At 45.1% G+C, this 16,271-nt stretch carries 20 protein-coding genes; 4 read left to right on the forward strand and 16 right to left on the reverse strand.

Annotation, left to right across the window (positions count from 1 at the left end; all coding sequences use genetic code 11):
* Nucleotides 1-7 precede the first annotated feature (7 nt).
* The 14 genes from M1E03_RS13720 to fadH form a co-directional block, all read right to left on the reverse strand.
* Nucleotides 8-1,132 (reverse strand): N-acetyldiaminopimelate deacetylase, encoded by a 1,125-nt coding sequence (locus tag M1E03_RS13720; RefSeq protein WP_283931664.1) that lies wholly within the window; start codon nucleotides 1,130-1,132, stop codon nucleotides 8-10.
* 69 nt (nucleotides 1,133-1,201) lie between these two features.
* A complete protein-coding gene (gene dapD, locus M1E03_RS13725; protein WP_065644039.1) occupies nucleotides 1,202-1,912 on the reverse strand; it encodes a 2,3,4,5-tetrahydropyridine-2,6-dicarboxylate N-acetyltransferase in 711 nt (236 codons plus the stop codon).
* 106 nt (nucleotides 1,913-2,018) lie between these two features.
* Nucleotides 2,019-2,471, reverse strand: a complete 453-nt coding sequence (locus M1E03_RS13730) for a flavodoxin (RefSeq protein WP_283931663.1) — start codon at nucleotides 2,469-2,471, stop codon at nucleotides 2,019-2,021.
* Between the two features lie 29 nt (nucleotides 2,472-2,500).
* Complete coding sequence (locus M1E03_RS13735) at nucleotides 2,501-3,394, reverse strand: WD40/YVTN/BNR-like repeat-containing protein (RefSeq protein WP_283931662.1); 894 nt, start codon at nucleotides 3,392-3,394, stop codon at nucleotides 2,501-2,503.
* Complete coding sequence (locus tag M1E03_RS13740; protein WP_283931661.1) at nucleotides 3,384-3,863, reverse strand: flavodoxin; 480 nt, start codon at nucleotides 3,861-3,863, stop codon at nucleotides 3,384-3,386. Before M1E03_RS13740 ends, M1E03_RS13735 begins: the two co-directional genes overlap by 11 nt.
* A gap of 130 nt (nucleotides 3,864-3,993) precedes the next feature.
* On the reverse strand, nucleotides 3,994-4,869 hold the full coding sequence (locus tag M1E03_RS13745; protein WP_023857289.1) for a LysR family transcriptional regulator: 876 nt from the start codon (nucleotides 4,867-4,869) through the stop codon (nucleotides 3,994-3,996).
* Between the two features lie 142 nt (nucleotides 4,870-5,011).
* Nucleotides 5,012-5,455: a cyclic-di-AMP-binding protein CbpB gene (gene cbpB / locus M1E03_RS13750; protein WP_020451200.1), complete on the reverse strand. Its 444-nt coding sequence runs from the start codon at nucleotides 5,453-5,455 to the stop codon at nucleotides 5,012-5,014.
* Between the two features lie 180 nt (nucleotides 5,456-5,635).
* A complete protein-coding gene (abbA, locus tag M1E03_RS13755; RefSeq protein WP_003181305.1) occupies nucleotides 5,636-5,815 on the reverse strand; it encodes an antirepressor AbbA in 180 nt (59 codons plus the stop codon).
* A 138-nt stretch (nucleotides 5,816-5,953) separates the two neighbouring features.
* A complete protein-coding gene (locus M1E03_RS13760) occupies nucleotides 5,954-6,472 on the reverse strand; it encodes a ribonuclease H-like YkuK family protein (RefSeq protein WP_020451199.1) in 519 nt (172 codons plus the stop codon).
* A 57-nt stretch (nucleotides 6,473-6,529) separates the two neighbouring features.
* On the reverse strand, nucleotides 6,530-6,679 hold the full coding sequence (locus M1E03_RS13765; RefSeq protein WP_020451198.1) for a hypothetical protein: 150 nt from the start codon (nucleotides 6,677-6,679) through the stop codon (nucleotides 6,530-6,532).
* Between the two features lie 11 nt (nucleotides 6,680-6,690).
* Nucleotides 6,691-6,933, reverse strand: coding sequence for a YkuJ family protein (locus M1E03_RS13770; RefSeq protein WP_003181299.1), 243 nt, complete (start codon nucleotides 6,931-6,933; stop codon nucleotides 6,691-6,693).
* A 458-nt stretch (nucleotides 6,934-7,391) separates the two neighbouring features.
* A complete protein-coding gene (locus tag M1E03_RS13775; RefSeq protein ID WP_020451197.1) occupies nucleotides 7,392-8,018 on the reverse strand; it encodes a DUF3993 domain-containing protein in 627 nt (208 codons plus the stop codon).
* Nucleotides 8,019-8,127: 109 nt separating this feature from the next.
* Nucleotides 8,128-9,348: an EAL domain-containing protein gene (locus M1E03_RS13780; RefSeq protein WP_020451196.1), complete on the reverse strand. Its 1,221-nt coding sequence runs from the start codon at nucleotides 9,346-9,348 to the stop codon at nucleotides 8,128-8,130.
* A 68-nt stretch (nucleotides 9,349-9,416) separates the two neighbouring features.
* The gene (fadH, locus tag M1E03_RS13785) at nucleotides 9,417-10,181 is read right to left on the reverse strand and encodes a 2,4-dienoyl-CoA reductase (RefSeq protein WP_020451195.1); all 765 of its coding nucleotides are present in this window, start codon (nucleotides 10,179-10,181) and stop codon (nucleotides 9,417-9,419) included.
* 146 nt (nucleotides 10,182-10,327) lie between these two features.
* Between fadH and M1E03_RS13790 the strand changes: the two genes are divergently transcribed.
* The 4 genes from M1E03_RS13790 to M1E03_RS13805 all read left to right on the forward strand — a co-directional run bounded on the left by M1E03_RS13790 (nucleotide 10,328) and on the right by M1E03_RS13805 (nucleotide 13,853).
* Complete coding sequence (locus tag M1E03_RS13790) at nucleotides 10,328-11,185, forward strand: metallophosphoesterase (protein ID WP_023857290.1); 858 nt, start codon at nucleotides 10,328-10,330, stop codon at nucleotides 11,183-11,185.
* Between the two features lie 177 nt (nucleotides 11,186-11,362).
* Nucleotides 11,363-11,860, forward strand: coding sequence for a L,D-transpeptidase family protein (locus M1E03_RS13795; RefSeq protein WP_020451193.1), 498 nt, complete (start codon nucleotides 11,363-11,365; stop codon nucleotides 11,858-11,860).
* An 88-nt stretch (nucleotides 11,861-11,948) separates the two neighbouring features.
* A complete protein-coding gene (locus M1E03_RS13800; RefSeq protein WP_020451192.1) occupies nucleotides 11,949-13,250 on the forward strand; it encodes an MFS transporter in 1,302 nt (433 codons plus the stop codon).
* Nucleotides 13,251-13,391: 141 nt separating this feature from the next.
* Nucleotides 13,392-13,853 carry a YkyB family protein gene (locus tag M1E03_RS13805; RefSeq protein ID WP_020451191.1) on the forward strand — a complete coding sequence of 154 codons (462 nt, stop codon included), beginning with the start codon at nucleotides 13,392-13,394 and terminating at the stop codon, nucleotides 13,851-13,853.
* A gap of 28 nt (nucleotides 13,854-13,881) precedes the next feature.
* Here the strand turns inward: M1E03_RS13805 and M1E03_RS13810 are convergent, their stop codons facing one another.
* On the reverse strand, nucleotides 13,882-14,799 hold the full coding sequence (locus tag M1E03_RS13810) for a chemotaxis protein (RefSeq protein ID WP_020451190.1): 918 nt from the start codon (nucleotides 14,797-14,799) through the stop codon (nucleotides 13,882-13,884).
* A 73-nt stretch (nucleotides 14,800-14,872) separates the two neighbouring features.
* Nucleotides 14,873-16,192: an MFS transporter gene (locus M1E03_RS13815; protein WP_020451189.1), complete on the reverse strand. Its 1,320-nt coding sequence runs from the start codon at nucleotides 16,190-16,192 to the stop codon at nucleotides 14,873-14,875.
* Nucleotides 16,193-16,271: the final 79 nt, after the last annotated feature.

Here is a 16,271-nt window from a genome sequence, read left to right on the forward strand (position 1 = left end):
GCTTGTTCTAATTGGCTTTGGAAGAGAAATAAGCCGTCATAACGCGGACTGCCGTCTCAAGCGCTTCCTCTTTCGGCTGCAGTTTGGCATGGTGGAGTCCGTAAGGTGAATCGACGCCGAGCCAAAACATGAAGCCCGGATACTTTTTCAGCATATAGCCGAAGTCCTCTCCTGTCATCGCTTCTTTTGAACGGATGACCTCTGCAAGGCCGCTTTCAGAAACGAACTGCATAAAGTCTTCAACTAAACCGCTTGAATTATAGACCTGATAATATGCTGCCGGATAGCTGACTTTACCGCTGCATTGATAAGCCGTTTCCAGGCCGCTCACCATCGCCTCGATCCTTTTCTTCACCTGTTCCATTGATCCTGGGGACAGCGTCCTGATCGTCCCTTCAAGCCTTGCTTGCTGAGCGATAATGTTTTGTGCCGATCCGCCTGTAATCGTCCCAATGGTAATGACAGCACTGTCCAGCGGATCGACATTCCTGGCTACGATCGACTGCATTTGCGTAACGAGCGAACTGGCGGCGACCACCATATCTTCTGCAAGGTGGGGATATGCGGCATGCCCGCCCTTTCCTTCAAGTTCGATTACAAGCTCTGACGTATTGGCAAAGAGCAGCCCGCTTTTCGTTCCGATCGTTCCGACCGGGAGCTCAGGCGCGATGTGCAGCGCTGTGATCATGCTCGGCTCCCACTTTTTAAACAAATCGCTTTCAAGCATCGGTTCAGCGCCGCCCGGCCCTTCTTCAGCAGGCTGGAACAAAAACAACAGATCTTGTTTAACCGGGTGGCGGACGAAATGATCGATGATGCCGAGGGCAATCGTCATATGGAAATCATGCCCGCACGCATGCATCCTGTTCTGATGTATGGAAGAAAAAGAATATCCGGTATCTTCCCGAATTGAGAGCCCGTCCATATCCGCCCTGTAAGCCAAAATCTGTTCAGGGGCTGTCCCTTTAACCTTTACAAACAGTCCGGTTCTCCACTTTTCGATTTCAATCCGGTCTTCCGGATGCTTTAGTAAGTGGTTCAAAAGATAAGCCTGTGTCTTATATTCCTGAAAACCGAGTTCAGGAATTTGGTGCAGATCTCTGCGAATCGCTGCTAATTCGTCCAATTTCATCTTTCTAACCTCCCCGGCGATACGAAAATGCGTGGATTGTCACATCCACGCACTTTTCGCCGCCGCTTCTTAAAGCTGACGCAATTCCTGTTTGATTTCTGTTTTGCCTTTTGTTTTTTCATCGATGTCTTTGATTTTTTTCGCAGGCGTTCCGGCAACTACTGTGTAAGGTGCCACATCTTCCACAACGATTGCGCCGGCAGCAACGACGGCTCCTTTTCCGACAGTCACGCCTTCAAGTACGACGGCGTTTGCACCGATGACGACATCGTCTTCAATAACGACAGGTTTTGCTGAAGGGGGCTCAATGACACCGGCAAGCACGGAACCCGCTCCAATGTGGCAGTTTTTGCCGACGGTAGCTCGTCCGCCCAGCACGACATTCATATCGATCATCGTTCCTTCGCCGATCACAGAGCCGATGTTGATGGAAGCTCCCATCATGATGACGGCATTGTCGCCGATTTCCACTTGATCGCGGATGATCGCACCCGGCTCGATTCGCGCTTTAATATTTTTCAAATCGAGCGTTGGGATCGCCGAATTGCGGCGGTCGTTTTCAACAACATAGTCTTCAATTTTACCTTTGTTTGCTTCGAGCGCAGCTTGAATCTCCGCCCATTCTCCGAATACTACCCCAGTATGCCCTGTAATAAAAGGCTTGGCTGAAGCGCCGAAGTCAATTCCTTCAAGGTCGCCTTTCACATACACTTTAACAGGTGTTGATTTCTTACTATTTTGAATAAATGAGATAATCTCATTTGCATCCATCATTTTCATTATGTAAGTCCTCCTTCTCTTTTTCTCCTCATTACTGTATCAAAGGAAAGATTTAAAAACAAGAAAAAAAGGAAAGGGGGCGTCCCGTTTCCTTTTTTAGCAAATGTCATGCCGGCACTTCACATTTCTTTGCAAAATCCCTGCCGAATTGAAGCAGCATGTCTTCTTCTTCATCTTCCGGATTCATTTCGATTTTGACGGACGGAAGCACCGTGTCTCCGCCAAGCTCTTTGATTTTGTCCTCAAGTATGTCGACGGCACCGCAAAAATGCTCGTAAGAAGTATCTCCGGACCCGAAAACGGCAAACATCTTGCCTGTGAAATCCATCCTTTCCATATCATCGTAAATATCCAAAAACTCATCCGGGAGATCCCCGTCGCCCCATGTATAAGCGCCAAATATCATATACTGATAATCGTTAAAGAGCGCCGCATCTACATCCATCGCTTCATGGCGGTCAACTTCGGCCCCGCCCTCAAGAAGGCCTTTCTCGATTAAATCGGCCATTGCTTCTGTATTTCCAGACATGCTTGCATAAACCAGCAAAACTTTCCCCATCGTTATTCCTCCTATAAAACGCTATAAAATCAGTGGGCTGCAGCAGGCTGTTCATAAGGCCTGACAAATTTGCATTCATAAAGACCCGCGCAAAAGAAGTTCTCCTTTTGATTGGCGACTCTGAATCCATGCCCTTTAATCGTGTCAAACCATTTCAGCTCTCTTTCAAAGAAATCAAGCCGGTAGATTCTTGAAAATCCGTCTCGGTCTTGAGCCGATGTGACATAGATGATTCCGTTGTCTTCGGACACATCCAGGAATGATTCTTCATTCTCAACAAGGCCCTGCCTGATTTGTATTTCATCATTCGTGTGGATGTTGACCAAATTGACAGCACCGTGATTTCCTTTTTTGGATCCCATCGCACAAACCAGCCATTCGCCTTCAAATGCGATCATCGAGGCGGTCATGCGGCCGGTTTCTTTTTTGATCAAACAAGCCGATTCTGCTGCCAAATCGTATGCCCAAACACCACCGTGCACTTCATGAATCTGCGTTCCGATGTAAAGGCGCTCCTCATGGAGGCACAGAGAGCGGATAACGGGCGGATGACTCAAACCGGAAAACGGCTTGACGATTTTCCATGAGACGCCGAAATCCTCTGATATGTAAATGCAATGCTTCCCATGGGCACAAACAAAGCCGTCCGTTGTCCCTGTGATCGACCAAATCGTAGCGTTTGTCGGAAAGCTTGAGATTGACCAGGTTGCTCCTTGGTCAGACGATCTGATAATCGTTCCGCTCTCCCCTGCGCCGAATAAATAATCGCCGATATAGGTGATGGAACATATTTTGCTTTTTAATTGAAAGAGCTTTGTCCAGCCTTGCTCAAGTGAATAGTGAAAAATCCCTTCCCGTTTGATGGCGACAAAGTAACCGGAATGCTTTGCCGAAGCGACGGCCGTCGCACCTTTATGAAACATGGGTCTCAGTCTGCCGCTTTTCGTGTTCTGCCCATCTTATAAAACCTTCGGCAAATTCCTTGCAGCACTCGGCATCTTCATCCGTTTCGGGGGCAAGTTCTATTTTCAAGGTCTCTCGATAAAGATCGGCGCCGGTTCGTTCTAGCATGCTGTAAAACGTGTTGACCGCTTCGCAAAAGCGGGGGTATGCATAGTCGCCGGATCCGAAGCATGCCGCTTTCTTTCCTTTAAGGTCAAGCGAAGAGACCTCGTCGTAAAACGATTCCGCTTCATAAGGAAGATCCCCGTCTCCCCATGTATAGGTGCCGATTAAAAGAAGATCGTATTCAGCCAATGAGTCGGCATCGACATCATCAATTTCCTGAATTGCGACATCAAAACCGTTCTCCTTCAATGTATCTTTGATGATCATCGCGATATCCTCCGTGTTGCCGGACATGCTGGCATATGCAATTAATGCTTTAGACAACAGAATCACCTCTGAAATTGATAATGATTTTCATTATTATATAGATACACTTTAAATGATAATGATTATCAATGTCAATAAATCGCACAAAAAAAGCAGCCCTCTTTTTTGAGTCCTGCCTTTCTGATGTTTATTCAGTTGCCGTACATTCTTTCACAACCTCTACAAACGCCTGTACTTGCTTCAGTTGGAAAGCCGGCTCATAACCGAGCAGCCACGTATCTCTGCCGATTGCTTTTCCTTTAGCGTCAAGCAGCGGGATTTGATGAACATGGCTCCCGCTTCCGTGAAGCGTCACAGATGGAAGGATCGCATAGCCGATTCCGTGGAAAGCCATCTGTTTGCATGTTTCAATTTGGTCGACAATAATGGTCTGCTTTGGCGACGTTTTAAACTTTTGATGCCACCAGTGCTGAATTTCCTGATAGTACGTGCTGTCGCTTTTGAACTGGATGAACGGCCGTTCCGTTTTGGCAATGTCCTCAATGTTACGGATCTCTGTATCGACAAGGTACAATTCGTCCCGCATCAAGTAATGCTTCGGTCCTTTCCATTCCGGGTTTCCTCTGATAATGCCGACATGAACATGGTCTTCGTAGAGGCTTTTCAGCATTTCGCTGCTCCATCCGGTCACGAGCGAAATTTTCACGTTTGGATATTGTTTGACATAGGTTTTCAGAACGTTGGGAAGCCAATGCTGCCCAATGATCGAAGCGGCCGCCAATTTGAGCGTACCGTGAATCTCGCCCTCCAACTCATCGATATTCTCTCTCACTTTTTCCTGTTCCAATGTCACATCTTTTGCGAACTGGATGATTTTTTCTCCGGCAGACGTAACCGTCAGCCCTTTTTGCGATCTCAAAAAAATTTTCGTTCCCCATGATTTCTCAATGGTCTGCAGGCGTTGGGACAAAGCCGGCTGGGAAACAAACAGGCGTTCAGCCGCTTTCCGCATATTTAATTCTTCCGCCAGAACGACAAGCATGTGGAGCTCTTGAAGCTGCATGGACATTCCTCATTCCAATAAGTTTTTCTTATCATACATTTAATCAAACGGCTGTTTTTTAATCAAGCGGAAAGTCAGGCTTCGGAGAATGTGCGGAGGGTTTGGTGGAGCGCTGCAAATAAAAAATAGGCCGCTGCCGCGCCTATTTATTCAACGTTCTCAAATGCTTATTCAGCTGTTTTAACACGACACGCCTTGTAAATATGCCTTCGAAAACCTGCTCTTCATTTTCGACACATACAAACGCGTTGTTGATGACCAGTCCGAATCCTTTTAAGATCGGGTCGTCAATTTTCAAGCGTGGGATGTCTGTCAGCATGACTTCTTCAACATGAATCTTGTCAAGCTTCTCAAATTCGATTCGTTCCAAGCCGAAGATTTTATCCATGATCATATTCGTTCCGATTAATCCGTGCAAACGGAAAGAAGCATCAAGTACAGGGATCGCGGTATATCCGGTTTTCGTCAGCACGAGAAGGGCATGTTCCAGATTATTTCCGACTTGAACATGGGCTACTTTATCAGCATCGATCATAAACTGACCTACTGTCGTTTCAAGAAGTTCATCTGATTGCATACTAATCATGATTTTTCGACTCCTTTTCAGCTTTAATCCATCAACGCATATTTTCCCTATACTACAATAATATAAACGATATCAATATTTGTCGAAAACTTTCCTTTCTTCCAAGGTCAGTTTATCATTCCATATCCTTTTAGGAAACAAAAAAGATACTCTAATGAGTATCAATTGATATAATCTGACCTAATTTTCAGACCGGACACGGTCGTATAAGGTAACCAGTTTTTTATATGTCAGGCTATCCACATTTTTTGTACCCGTTTCTATATCATTGATCTCACTGCTTAGTAGCTCTACGGCATACTCATGGTCCAAAAGTACGTTCAGCAACAGTTTTCTCTCTTCTTCTGAAAAGCGTTCCATTCTTAACCAGCCCCCTAATTGATTTAGCTAGAGTCAGAAACAATATGTTCTCTCTAGTTTCTATAGGGCTAGAATATGAAATTGCAATTCAAACGTCAACCGCACATTTCGACATCTGTTCGATTTTCTTTCAAACAATTATTTTGTGTACCGGTTTGCATAGCTTGAAGCTGTATAGGAGTCAGGTTTAATTTTGGCACAGATTCCCATGGAGGTGATCCGGCCCGTCATTTCCTGGATTAAATCCTTTGTCATTCCTTTTTTTCCGATATCCAAATGAACTTCAAGGGTTAAATCTGCTCCCTCGTCTGTAAACGGAAGAAGCAGATCCATAATTTCATTAAAGTAATCATTTAAAAGATATGCGGCAATCTCTTGGCTGTAAGCTGTTTCAAGCGATATTTTCTCCCTGAGGCTATGTATCGGTCTGTTGACAACCGTGTTTTTCAGACAGCCCCACGCTCCTTTGCCCTTGCGGTGCAAATGGATAGCCGTGATAAACTTTGTGCAGTTCTGATGTATTTGCGAGTCTGTTCCGACGGACAGCAGATAGCTTGCCCGCGGATCTTGGCGTATGAACGCCTTCAGTCTCCCGATCACTTCAGGAAATGTCATTTGATCTTCAGAAAGATTATAAAAAAGAAAAGAATCAGCCATTGGAATGCCCCTTTTCATTTTTGATCTGCACCGAAGATGGAACGATTCGTCTGTCTGCTATCCTTTTTTGGTCGGTATATTTTTCAAGCTGAACCCGCAGCTGTCACATCTGTAAATTACATTCTGATTGGACTGGGCTGTCAGCACTTGATCCATATGCTCGGTTGTTTTGCAATTCGGACAAATAACGCTTGGAAAAGCTTTCATGCCATATCCTCCTATTGCTGAAGCAGTTCAAAGATTTCGATTGAAATCATATCGATGTTGTCAAACGGAAATGTGGTAGGCTTATCGCCTTTTTGATAAACTGTCAGCTCAAATGTTTGGTTTTTTTCAAAATATTTTACGCTGCAAATTTTTTCTCCGTTTACTTCAAAATTGCGCTGCGTCGGTTCTCCGGCAGCCTCCGCAGTCTCCTGCAGGCTCTGCAGTCTCGTGATGATACCCATTAATTGTGACATTCTAAAAAAGACTCCTTTCAAAAAAACAACTTCAGGATCAACAAGTATTAATTATAATACAAGTTCTACACGCATCATACCACAAAGTATCAGCCGATGACATTTTTCCTTTCTGATCATGAAAAAGAAAAACCGCTTTTCATAGTTTGAGTTTTCTTTTTTCATGTCATACATGAAAAATATTTTTTTGACTGCAGAGGAGCCTATTTTAACCACCAATTTAGATTTATGGGGCAACAGGATTGTCTTATTCCTGTCCCACACCTAAAGCCCAAAAATCCCGCAGCCATTTGCAATGCAGGATTCCACGCAAATAAAAAACTTGGCGGGGGCAGCGCCAAGTTTTTTAAAATCTTGATCTGATAGAGGGGTTGGGGAACAGAGAGGTTCATCTCTCTATAATTAAATGATAATGATTATCAGTATCATTGTCAATGAATTTTTTAAAAATTCTTTTTCTAGCTGAAAAGTTCGGCCAATGTCCAGTTAACATCGATGACAAACAGCGGGAATACAGCGTGGTCTTCTTTCTTGTTATCCGCAAAATTCGAGTTTGTTTCTTTCTCATCCGGTTGTTCGGCCATCATGTCTTCTCCAGCCGGTTTTGTATCAGATTGGCCGATAGCCGTTACTTTGAAGCTGCCGCCGATATTCTTTAGCGTCACCGTCTGATAATTTTTTTGATATGAAACAGGACCGCGGTCTTGATCTCCAACACATTCGTATACGGTATAGCTTCCGTCTTTCACCGCCACTTTTGTGTTTTCATCATAGCTGAAGAAAGGGATTGCAACTTCCGGCGCGTCTGTCCCGTAAAAAATCCACCCCGCTTGTTCGGGGAAGGCGTTCGCCTCCACGTACTTCGCTGCCATGGCGTGTTCCATATAAGGTTCCAAGAGGGATATCATGTCTTTTTTCGTTCTTTCCTTTTCGGTCAGCTGAAAATGGACGTCGGATACGGATTGAAGGGTCTCAAATAACGACGCTCTTGTCGGTTTTTCTCCGGCTTCGGCAAAATCCGCACAGAGGAATACAAAAGCCGCAGTCAATAGTCCGCACAGTAAGGATGACCAAACGTTCTTCATATGATCCGCCCCTTTTTTAGCATATATATTCACATTTTCCTTTATATACGCAAAACAAACCTCTCGGGATTCATTTTTTCGAAAAGAAAAAGCGGCGAAAGGCCGCCGCTTAAATTAATCCGTCTTGTTCGTATAAATATGAGTAGGACAGGTCAATGAACAGATACAATTCTTCATCCATCGGATAGGAAAATGTTCTGATCATTTCCCCCGTTTCGATATCGCTGTACAAATCGCTGAAAAACCCTTTTCTCATCGTTCTCATCCTCATGATATTCTCGAGAAAATAAGGGCGCCAGCTCCAGTTTTTGCCGATGTACTCAGGCTGAAATATCCATGCTCCATCATGTTTAAACACGTTTTTCGTCAGCTGAATCCCGTCTTCATCGCACATGTAAATTCTAAAGCTGCAATCGGTCAGTTCTTTTCCGAGATTGAAGAGAAACTCATCGTCTGACTGAGCTGTTTTCTTTAGCGATGTGACAAGCTGATGAATCCGTTTGTAAAACTGCTCAGAGTGGTCGTACAAAATGGTTAGCTTCTTCTTCTCATGTGTGATAAATTGGTGAAACTCGGCATGCAGCCGGTCCTTTAATACATTCCGTTCGATAAATTCATCCTTCGGCACTTCAAGATACTGCCCCTGAAAATACCGGCCTCCGTTTCTCCATGCGTATTGCAGCTGAAAGCTCGCCTCAATATCCTCGTAAAGCAATGCGGCGCCGATTTTTCTGGCAAGGAGTGATATGCTGTAAAGCACATATTCATAGGATGGCGAAGGAGAAGACAGCTTGAGCGGCTGAAGGTCGATCTTTAACAGATCAGGGGAAAGAAGAGCGATTCTGTCGAGGTTGCTGCTTTCCTTTCCGATATTATCAACAGCGACTTTAATTCCGTATGTACGGTAATAGGTCAGCAAATGATGCAGCTGTTCAATATCCCCTTCAAACTTTTGCTCCGTGATTTCGATAACGAAACGGTTGAGCTCGAGCCCTTTATCCTGATATTCCATCAACAGGTCGAGGAACGATTCACCGTGATCCATCATCAGCACATTTGCATCTTGATTGACGAAGATGAGCAGGTCGCGCCCGCTCTCCAAAAAATGATCAAGCGCCTGGCGAATCACCTTGAGATCAACCTCTTTCTTGTATTCTTCAGGAATTGTCGGATCAGAAAAAAACGGCCCGAGACTCTTCACTTCAGATTCTACCTTGATACGCCCCAGCACTTCATAGCCGATCACCTTTTGTTCTTCAGCACTGAAGATCGGCTGATAGTATGGAATAACATCTTCAATGTTCGTTAAAATATCGAGTGGATCCAACATGGCATATCACCTGCTTCTAATCTTTGTCTGATTATACCATACTGGCCCGCACCTTTGAATTTGAAATCTTAAAACGGACGGGGATTCAGCCATTGGCCGCCGTCCATCGTCACACACTCCCCGTTGACATATCCCGCCTGTTCAGAAAGCAAAAATGCGGCGAGTCCCGCGATTTCTTCAGGAGTTCCCAGCCTGTTGAGCGGAACGCTTTTGATTGTCGCGTGCGCGGCTTCTTCCGATTCAAACAATTTTTCGGCACCGCCCGTCCTCTCGATCGGACCGGGCGCGATGGCATTGCATCTGATCCCGTATGCACTTCCCCACTCGACGGCAAGCGTCCTCGTCAGCGACAGGACACCTGCTTTTGCCGCCGCGGAATGAACGACACCGGCACCCGCGCCCCATGCATATGTCGCGACCATATTTAAAATCTGGCCGCGTTTTTTTTCCTTGATCCAGTAGCGGCCGGCTGCCTGGCTGCAATAAAATGTGCCGTTCAGCACGATATCGATGACCGCCTTCCAGCCGTTGACCGACAGTTTTTCAGCAGGGCAGATAAAGTTCCCTGCGGCATTGTTAACCAAAGCGTCGATCGTACCAAAGCGTCCTGCCGTCTCTGTGATCATCTGTTCCACATCTTCAACAGACCTGACATCCATCCGGCATATAGCCACCTGCCCCGTAAATGTTTCAATTTCTTCTTTGGCCGCTTCAAGCGTTTCTTGCGTTCTGCCTGTAATCATCACATTCCAGCCTTCTTCGACTTGCTTTTTGGCGATCGCTTTTCCCATTCCGCTCGACCCGCCGGTCACGATTACAACTTTTCTGTCCATATCCATCCCCCTTGTTTATGAATGAGTATTCATTCAATTCATAGTTTATCATATAAGTTAAAAAAAATTAACAAAACACGCGGACTGTCCTAAAATGGCTTTTCTGGATGATATAATGTAGAGATTCTATTAAAGGTTGGTTGCTTATGAAAAATCCGTCCAGAAGACAATTTTTAAAAGGCTTCTTAGGCCTTGCTGCAGCAGGGCTCTTTACCGCTGCCGGCGGCTTGGGCTATGCGCGCTATCTCGAGCCGCACATGCTTGAAACAAACTTGATTCCCATTCGGCATCGTCTCATTCCTAAAGGGTTTGACCAGTTTCGGATCGTTCAGTTCAGCGACACCCACTTAAGCGAATACTTTACAGCAGACGAGCTTTCAAATGTTGTCAGCCAAGTGAACGCCCTTTCCCCGGACCTTATCGTATTCAGCGGGGATTTAATAGATAAACCGCATCGCTACCGGGAACACGAGCATGCTGTCAACGCCTTAAAAAAGCTTTCAGCCCCCTATGGAAAGCTTGCCATATTCGGAAACCATGATCACGGCGGCTATGGAACAAAAGTCTATCAGACGCTCATGGCATCGGCCGGTTTTCAGGTGCTGCGAAACGACTTCATGAAGCTTGAATTGATAGACGGAAGCGTAATAGAGATCGCGTCACTCGATGATTTGATGCTCGGCAGCCCCGACTATGAAGGCATCCTGTCAAAACTGAGTAAAAAAGCCTTCTCGATTTTGCTCGTCCATGAGCCAGACGCTGCTTTAACGGCAAAACAATACCCCGTCAATTTGCAAATATCCGGACACACCCACGGCGGACAAATTCAGATTCCCGTATTTGGTCCTTTAATCACGCCTCCGTACGGAGAAATTTATACGGAAGGGATGTATGAAACAGCTGGAATGAAAATCTATGTCAATCGAGGAATCGGCACGACCAGGCTGCCGCTCCGCTTTTTGTCAAAGCCTGAAATCACCGTGTTCCAGCTTGAATCCACTTAATCCTTAACCGGCCTTTTGGCTCAAAATGAAAGGCATCTGCATACATTAAGTAAAAGCATTCCCGCTCATTTCATCCAATCCTCATTAAAAAAACGAAACTTCCCCAGCCTCTTTCCGTCTATATATTAGCAGCGGAAAAGGCTCTCTTTTCGTTTTGAAAAGGAGATGTGCTGATTATTGCTGATGTACCAAGTAAAATCTGGAGAAACTCTGGAAAGCATCGCCGCCGATTTCAGAATGACCCGGCAGGCTTTGCTGCAGGCGAATCCGGGCTTAAACGGCGGCCAAGTGTCCGCAGGCCAATCGATTATCATTCCCGGCATTAGAAACCCGGACACAATCCCTTACCGGATTGTCGTGTCTCTCAGCGGGAGAACGCTCAGATTATATGAGCAAAACAGACTTGTAAAAACATATCCGATTGCCGTCGGAAAAATCCTCACACAGACGCCGAGAGGCGAATTTGTCATTGTCAACCGGCAGCCAAATCCGGGCGGCCCGTTCGGCGCCTACTGGCTGAGCCTCTCAAAACAGCACTACGGCATCCATGGCACGAATAACCCGGCGTCAATTGGCAAAGCTGTTTCAAGGGGATGTATCCGCATGCACAATCAGGATGTTCTGGAACTTGCTTCTATCGTACCCAACGGAACCCGAGTGTCCATTACACCTTAGACCAGTACATTTCCAGACAAATGCAATTTGAACAATACAACATCTTGTATTAAGATATAATGGGACCTTTAGGGTAAGGAGCGTATATATGGATCTTTTTAAAAATCGTAATTTCGTCCGACTTTTTTTCGCAGCTTTCGCTTCTCAAATGGGAACGACAGTCGGAAACATGGCTTTCGCTTTTTTCTTGCTCGACCGGTTCAGCAGCCAGCCGGCCTACACGACAATCGCCGAGCTGATGTATTCCTTGCCGACGGTTTTTGTATTCTTTATCGTCGGGGTGGTCGCTGACCGTTTTGACCGCAAGAAAGTCGCGGAAAACTGTGATTGGATCAGAGCGGGATTGACTGTCGTTCTTTTCTTTGTACTGTATCTTCAGATCATACCGCTTGTGTTTTTAGTTCTATTTATCAGAAGCGCGGTTACAAAATTTTTCTACCCGGCCGAAGCAAGTTTGGTCCAGGCCATTTTAAGAAAGGATCAGTATGCAAAGGCAGCCGGACTGAACCAGATGCTTTTCAGCCTGTTTCTATTGTTCGGCGTAGGAATTGGAGCTTTTATGTACAAGACGATCGGCCTGCATGGTGCTATCGCTCTTGATTTTGTGAGCTTTATCGTATCCGGCTTTTTAATCCGTTCCTGCGATATTCCGCTAGAAGCGCGGCAGCCGAACGGGCAAAAAGGCTGGAAAAACATGACCGTCAAAGATTCGATGCACGATTTTAAGGAAGGCATCGTTTATATATTAAAAAATAAATTGCTTGCCTCTCTCGTATTCGGATATTTTATCTTCGGACTTGTCAGCGGGGGACTTTCGGTTCTGCCGATGTTTAAAATGAAGTATGAGCTGTCCCCTGACAGTTATGAGTGGCACACATCCCTCTTTACAATCGTACTGGGTATCGGACTTTTGACAGGGATTGCCGTCGCCGCTCTGCTTGAAAAAAAAGTGAAGCCGGCATACATGATGTCAGTCCCGATTTTTATTGCGGGTGCCTTTATCATTTTGCTTGGCTTTACAGATCAATTGCCCGTATATTACTCGGCTGCGTTTCTTGCCGGGATATGCATCGGACCGATCAACACAGCGCTTGGCGGCTGGATTCCCAAAATCGTCCACCCAAGGCTGATGGGAAGAGTCAGCGGGTGGACCGATCCGCTGACAATGATGGCGCAATCCTCAGCGCTTGGCGTGATCGCTGTTTTATTCCCGGGAATCATCGCCGATGTGGATTATATATATTACGGTTTGGCGGGAATTATTCTGCTGGCGGCGATGTACTATTTTATCGTCCTGCCTAAATTAAGCGCCGAGAACGCGGAAATCGACGTTCAAGCGGCGCTGAAGAGACAAAAAAATACAAAAGCAAAAATGAACTCTGTTTTATAAAGATGAAAACGCGCGATTCCTTAAAAAATCGCGCGTTTTTTCTATGAGATATTTGCATTTTCTGTTCTATTTCGTATAATTTAGACATAAGCCTTGCAACTTTAGGAGGTGATCTAGAAACGAATGGATAGGAGAGAAAAAATGGACGACCATAATCATACGAAAGAATTAAAACCGACAGTTGAAAACCTTTCAAAAGCGATTTATACAGTTAATCGCCATGCAAAAACCGCGACTAATCCCAAATACCTGTATCTTCTGAAAAAGAAAGCTTTGCAAAAGCTGCTTAATGAAGGAAAGGGTAAAAAGGTAGGCCTTCACTTTTCGAAAAATCCAAGATTCAGCCAGCAGCAGTCAGATGTGCTGATTTCTCTCGGAGACTACTTTTTTCACATGCCTCCAACAAAAGAAGACTTCGCAAGCCTTCCACACTTAGGTACATTAAATCATTCGTATCGGAACCCTAAAGCTCATATGTCCTTGAATATAGCGAAACAGCTTCTTCAAAACTACACGGGAATTAAGGAAAAACCGCTCGTCACAAACCGGAAGCGCCCTGCCTCAAAGCCCGTCTTCAAGAAGCTTGGCGAAAGCTATTTTTAATAAAAAAAGCCTCAAAAAGAGGCTTTTTTTAGTTCTTGAAAATATATTTATCAAGCTTTTCGATCAGTTCGTTGAGCTCTGGCTTGCTGATTTGTTCGTCAGCTCCGACTTGTTCCCCTTTATGGCGAAGATCGTCTGTAATCAAAGAAGAGAAAATCAAGATCGGCAGCTCCGAACTCAGCGGGTTATCTTTTAACAGCTTTGTGAGCCGGTGTCCATCCATCTGCGGCATTTCAATATCCGTGATCATGAGATCGACTTTTTCGTGAAGGGCTGTGCCGTCTTCCATCAATTGAAGCACATGTTCGTAAGCCTCTTTTCCGTTTTCAAAAGACACGATGTTGTTATACCCTGCTTCATTCAGCTTTTCCACCAAAAGCCGCAAGAGGAGCGGAGAGTCTTCGACAATCATCAGCTTTTTGTCAGTCCGTCTCTGATCAAATTTTTCATCTTTCATTTGATAAGGGTCCGTACCTGACTCAGACTCAAGATCAAAAATGATTTTTTCGTAATCAGGCAGGAAAATCATTGTGCCGTCGAGCTTAATGATGCCGGTAAGGTGACGGTCCATTCCTTGATTTAAAGCGGTCGGCTTCTCGATTTCTTCCCACGACACCCGGTGAATCTGCGAAACCGATCCAGTGTGAAAGACGATTTTCCGCTTGTTGAATTCCGTCACAATGTATTTTTCTTGATGCTCGTCCTCACCGTGTTCGACGCCGAAGAAAGAGAATAAATCAATGACGGGAAGAATTTCCCCGCGCAATGTGATCATGCCCTCCATATGCTTGTGCGAATGAGGCACTTTCGTAATGTCAACCGGCTGAATGATTTCTCTGACTTTCATGACATTTATGCCGAAAATGTTGAGACCAACTTCGAACTTCACGATTTCTAATTCATTGGTTCCCGAACTTAATAAAATTTCCTGTTGGTTTGAAGACACTGATATCCCTCTCTATCCTACTTTGTGTTTACTTTTTATATCGGCGCCTTTTGTTAAAAGTTGATGCTCTGGGTTAAGCTTTTGCCTTAACATTTTGATGAATGATCAGGCCGATCGCTGCCAATAACACTAAAGATCCGAAAGCCATTCTGCTGGCCATGTTCCCTAAATCCCTGAACAGCAAAGTAATCGATCCGTACAGGACCGGACCGAAAATGGAAGAGATTTTCCCCGACAAAGCAAACAATCCGAAAAATTCGCCTCTTTTATGCTCGGGCGTCAGTTCGATAATCAGTGTCCTTGATGCGACCCATGTGCCTCCAAGCGAGATACCGAAAAGGCTTCCCGCAATCCAAAACAAGACTGTTGACGTCGTGCATGCTCCAATCGTCAAAGCGGTGATCATAATGGCGGCGACAAGACTGACTGCGTGTTTAGCGCCGATCTTTTTTGTTACAAAGCCGAGCAAAAATGAACCGATGATGCTTGAGACCGTTGAAACAAGGTAAAGTAATACAAATTGACCGGTCGTAAAACCGATGACCGTTTTTGAATAAACCGCCATCATGGCTATTGCTGTAGCAAGCGCATCATTCAGGAAAAAGTAGGCGATCATGAACAAGAAGACCGGTTTGTACAGGCGAATGTCCTTGAACGTCTGCACGATTTCCCTGTATCCGCTGAAGAACGATTTTTTTTCTTTCGGTTCCGGTTTTCTTTTCTCTTTCGTGAAGAGCAAATACGGAAGTGAAAAAAGTAAAAACAAGAGAGCCGACGGGATGAAAGCACGGTGAAAATCCTGGTTCCCGACCAGAAGGTAAACCGTTAAGCCGGCCAAAGTACCGATATATCCGATCGCAATCCCGAATCCTGATAAGAGAGGAATTTCTTCTTTTGTACCCAAATCAGCCAAAATCGTATCATAAAACACCAAGCTTGAATGATAGAAAAACTTTGCGGTCACAAACATGACAACAACAAGGATCAAAGATAACGGAAGCCCGTATATGTCCTTCTGAAACGAAGCGCCCGCAAAAACCCCCATTAAGATGGTGCACAAAACACAAATCATCGTAAACAGACCGATGTATTTTTTCTTTCTGCCCGTCCGGTCAATCAACACCCCGAATAAAGGCGTGAAAATGACGAGCAGGAAGCTTGCGGCTGCGTTCGAATAGGAGATAAAAGTGCTTGCCACCTGATTCATGCTGGCGTTTTCGCCGACTGCCTCCTGCAAATAAAAAGGAAAAAAGATCGTCACAATGTTTGATGAAAAAATCGTGTTTGCAAAATCGTATAACGCCCAAGATAGAATCGGCAACGTCAAAAAGAGCTTGATTCCCGTTCTTTGCGCCCGCTTTACAGCTTGTTCACGTTCCGGCTGAGTATCCATCTGGATTGATGCCTCCTTATTTTTATTCCTGCCGTGAAACATTTTCCTGAACAAGACAGCACGCATTCATGCTGAAAGC

Source organism: Bacillus sp. PK6-013, from assembly GCF_054161445.1.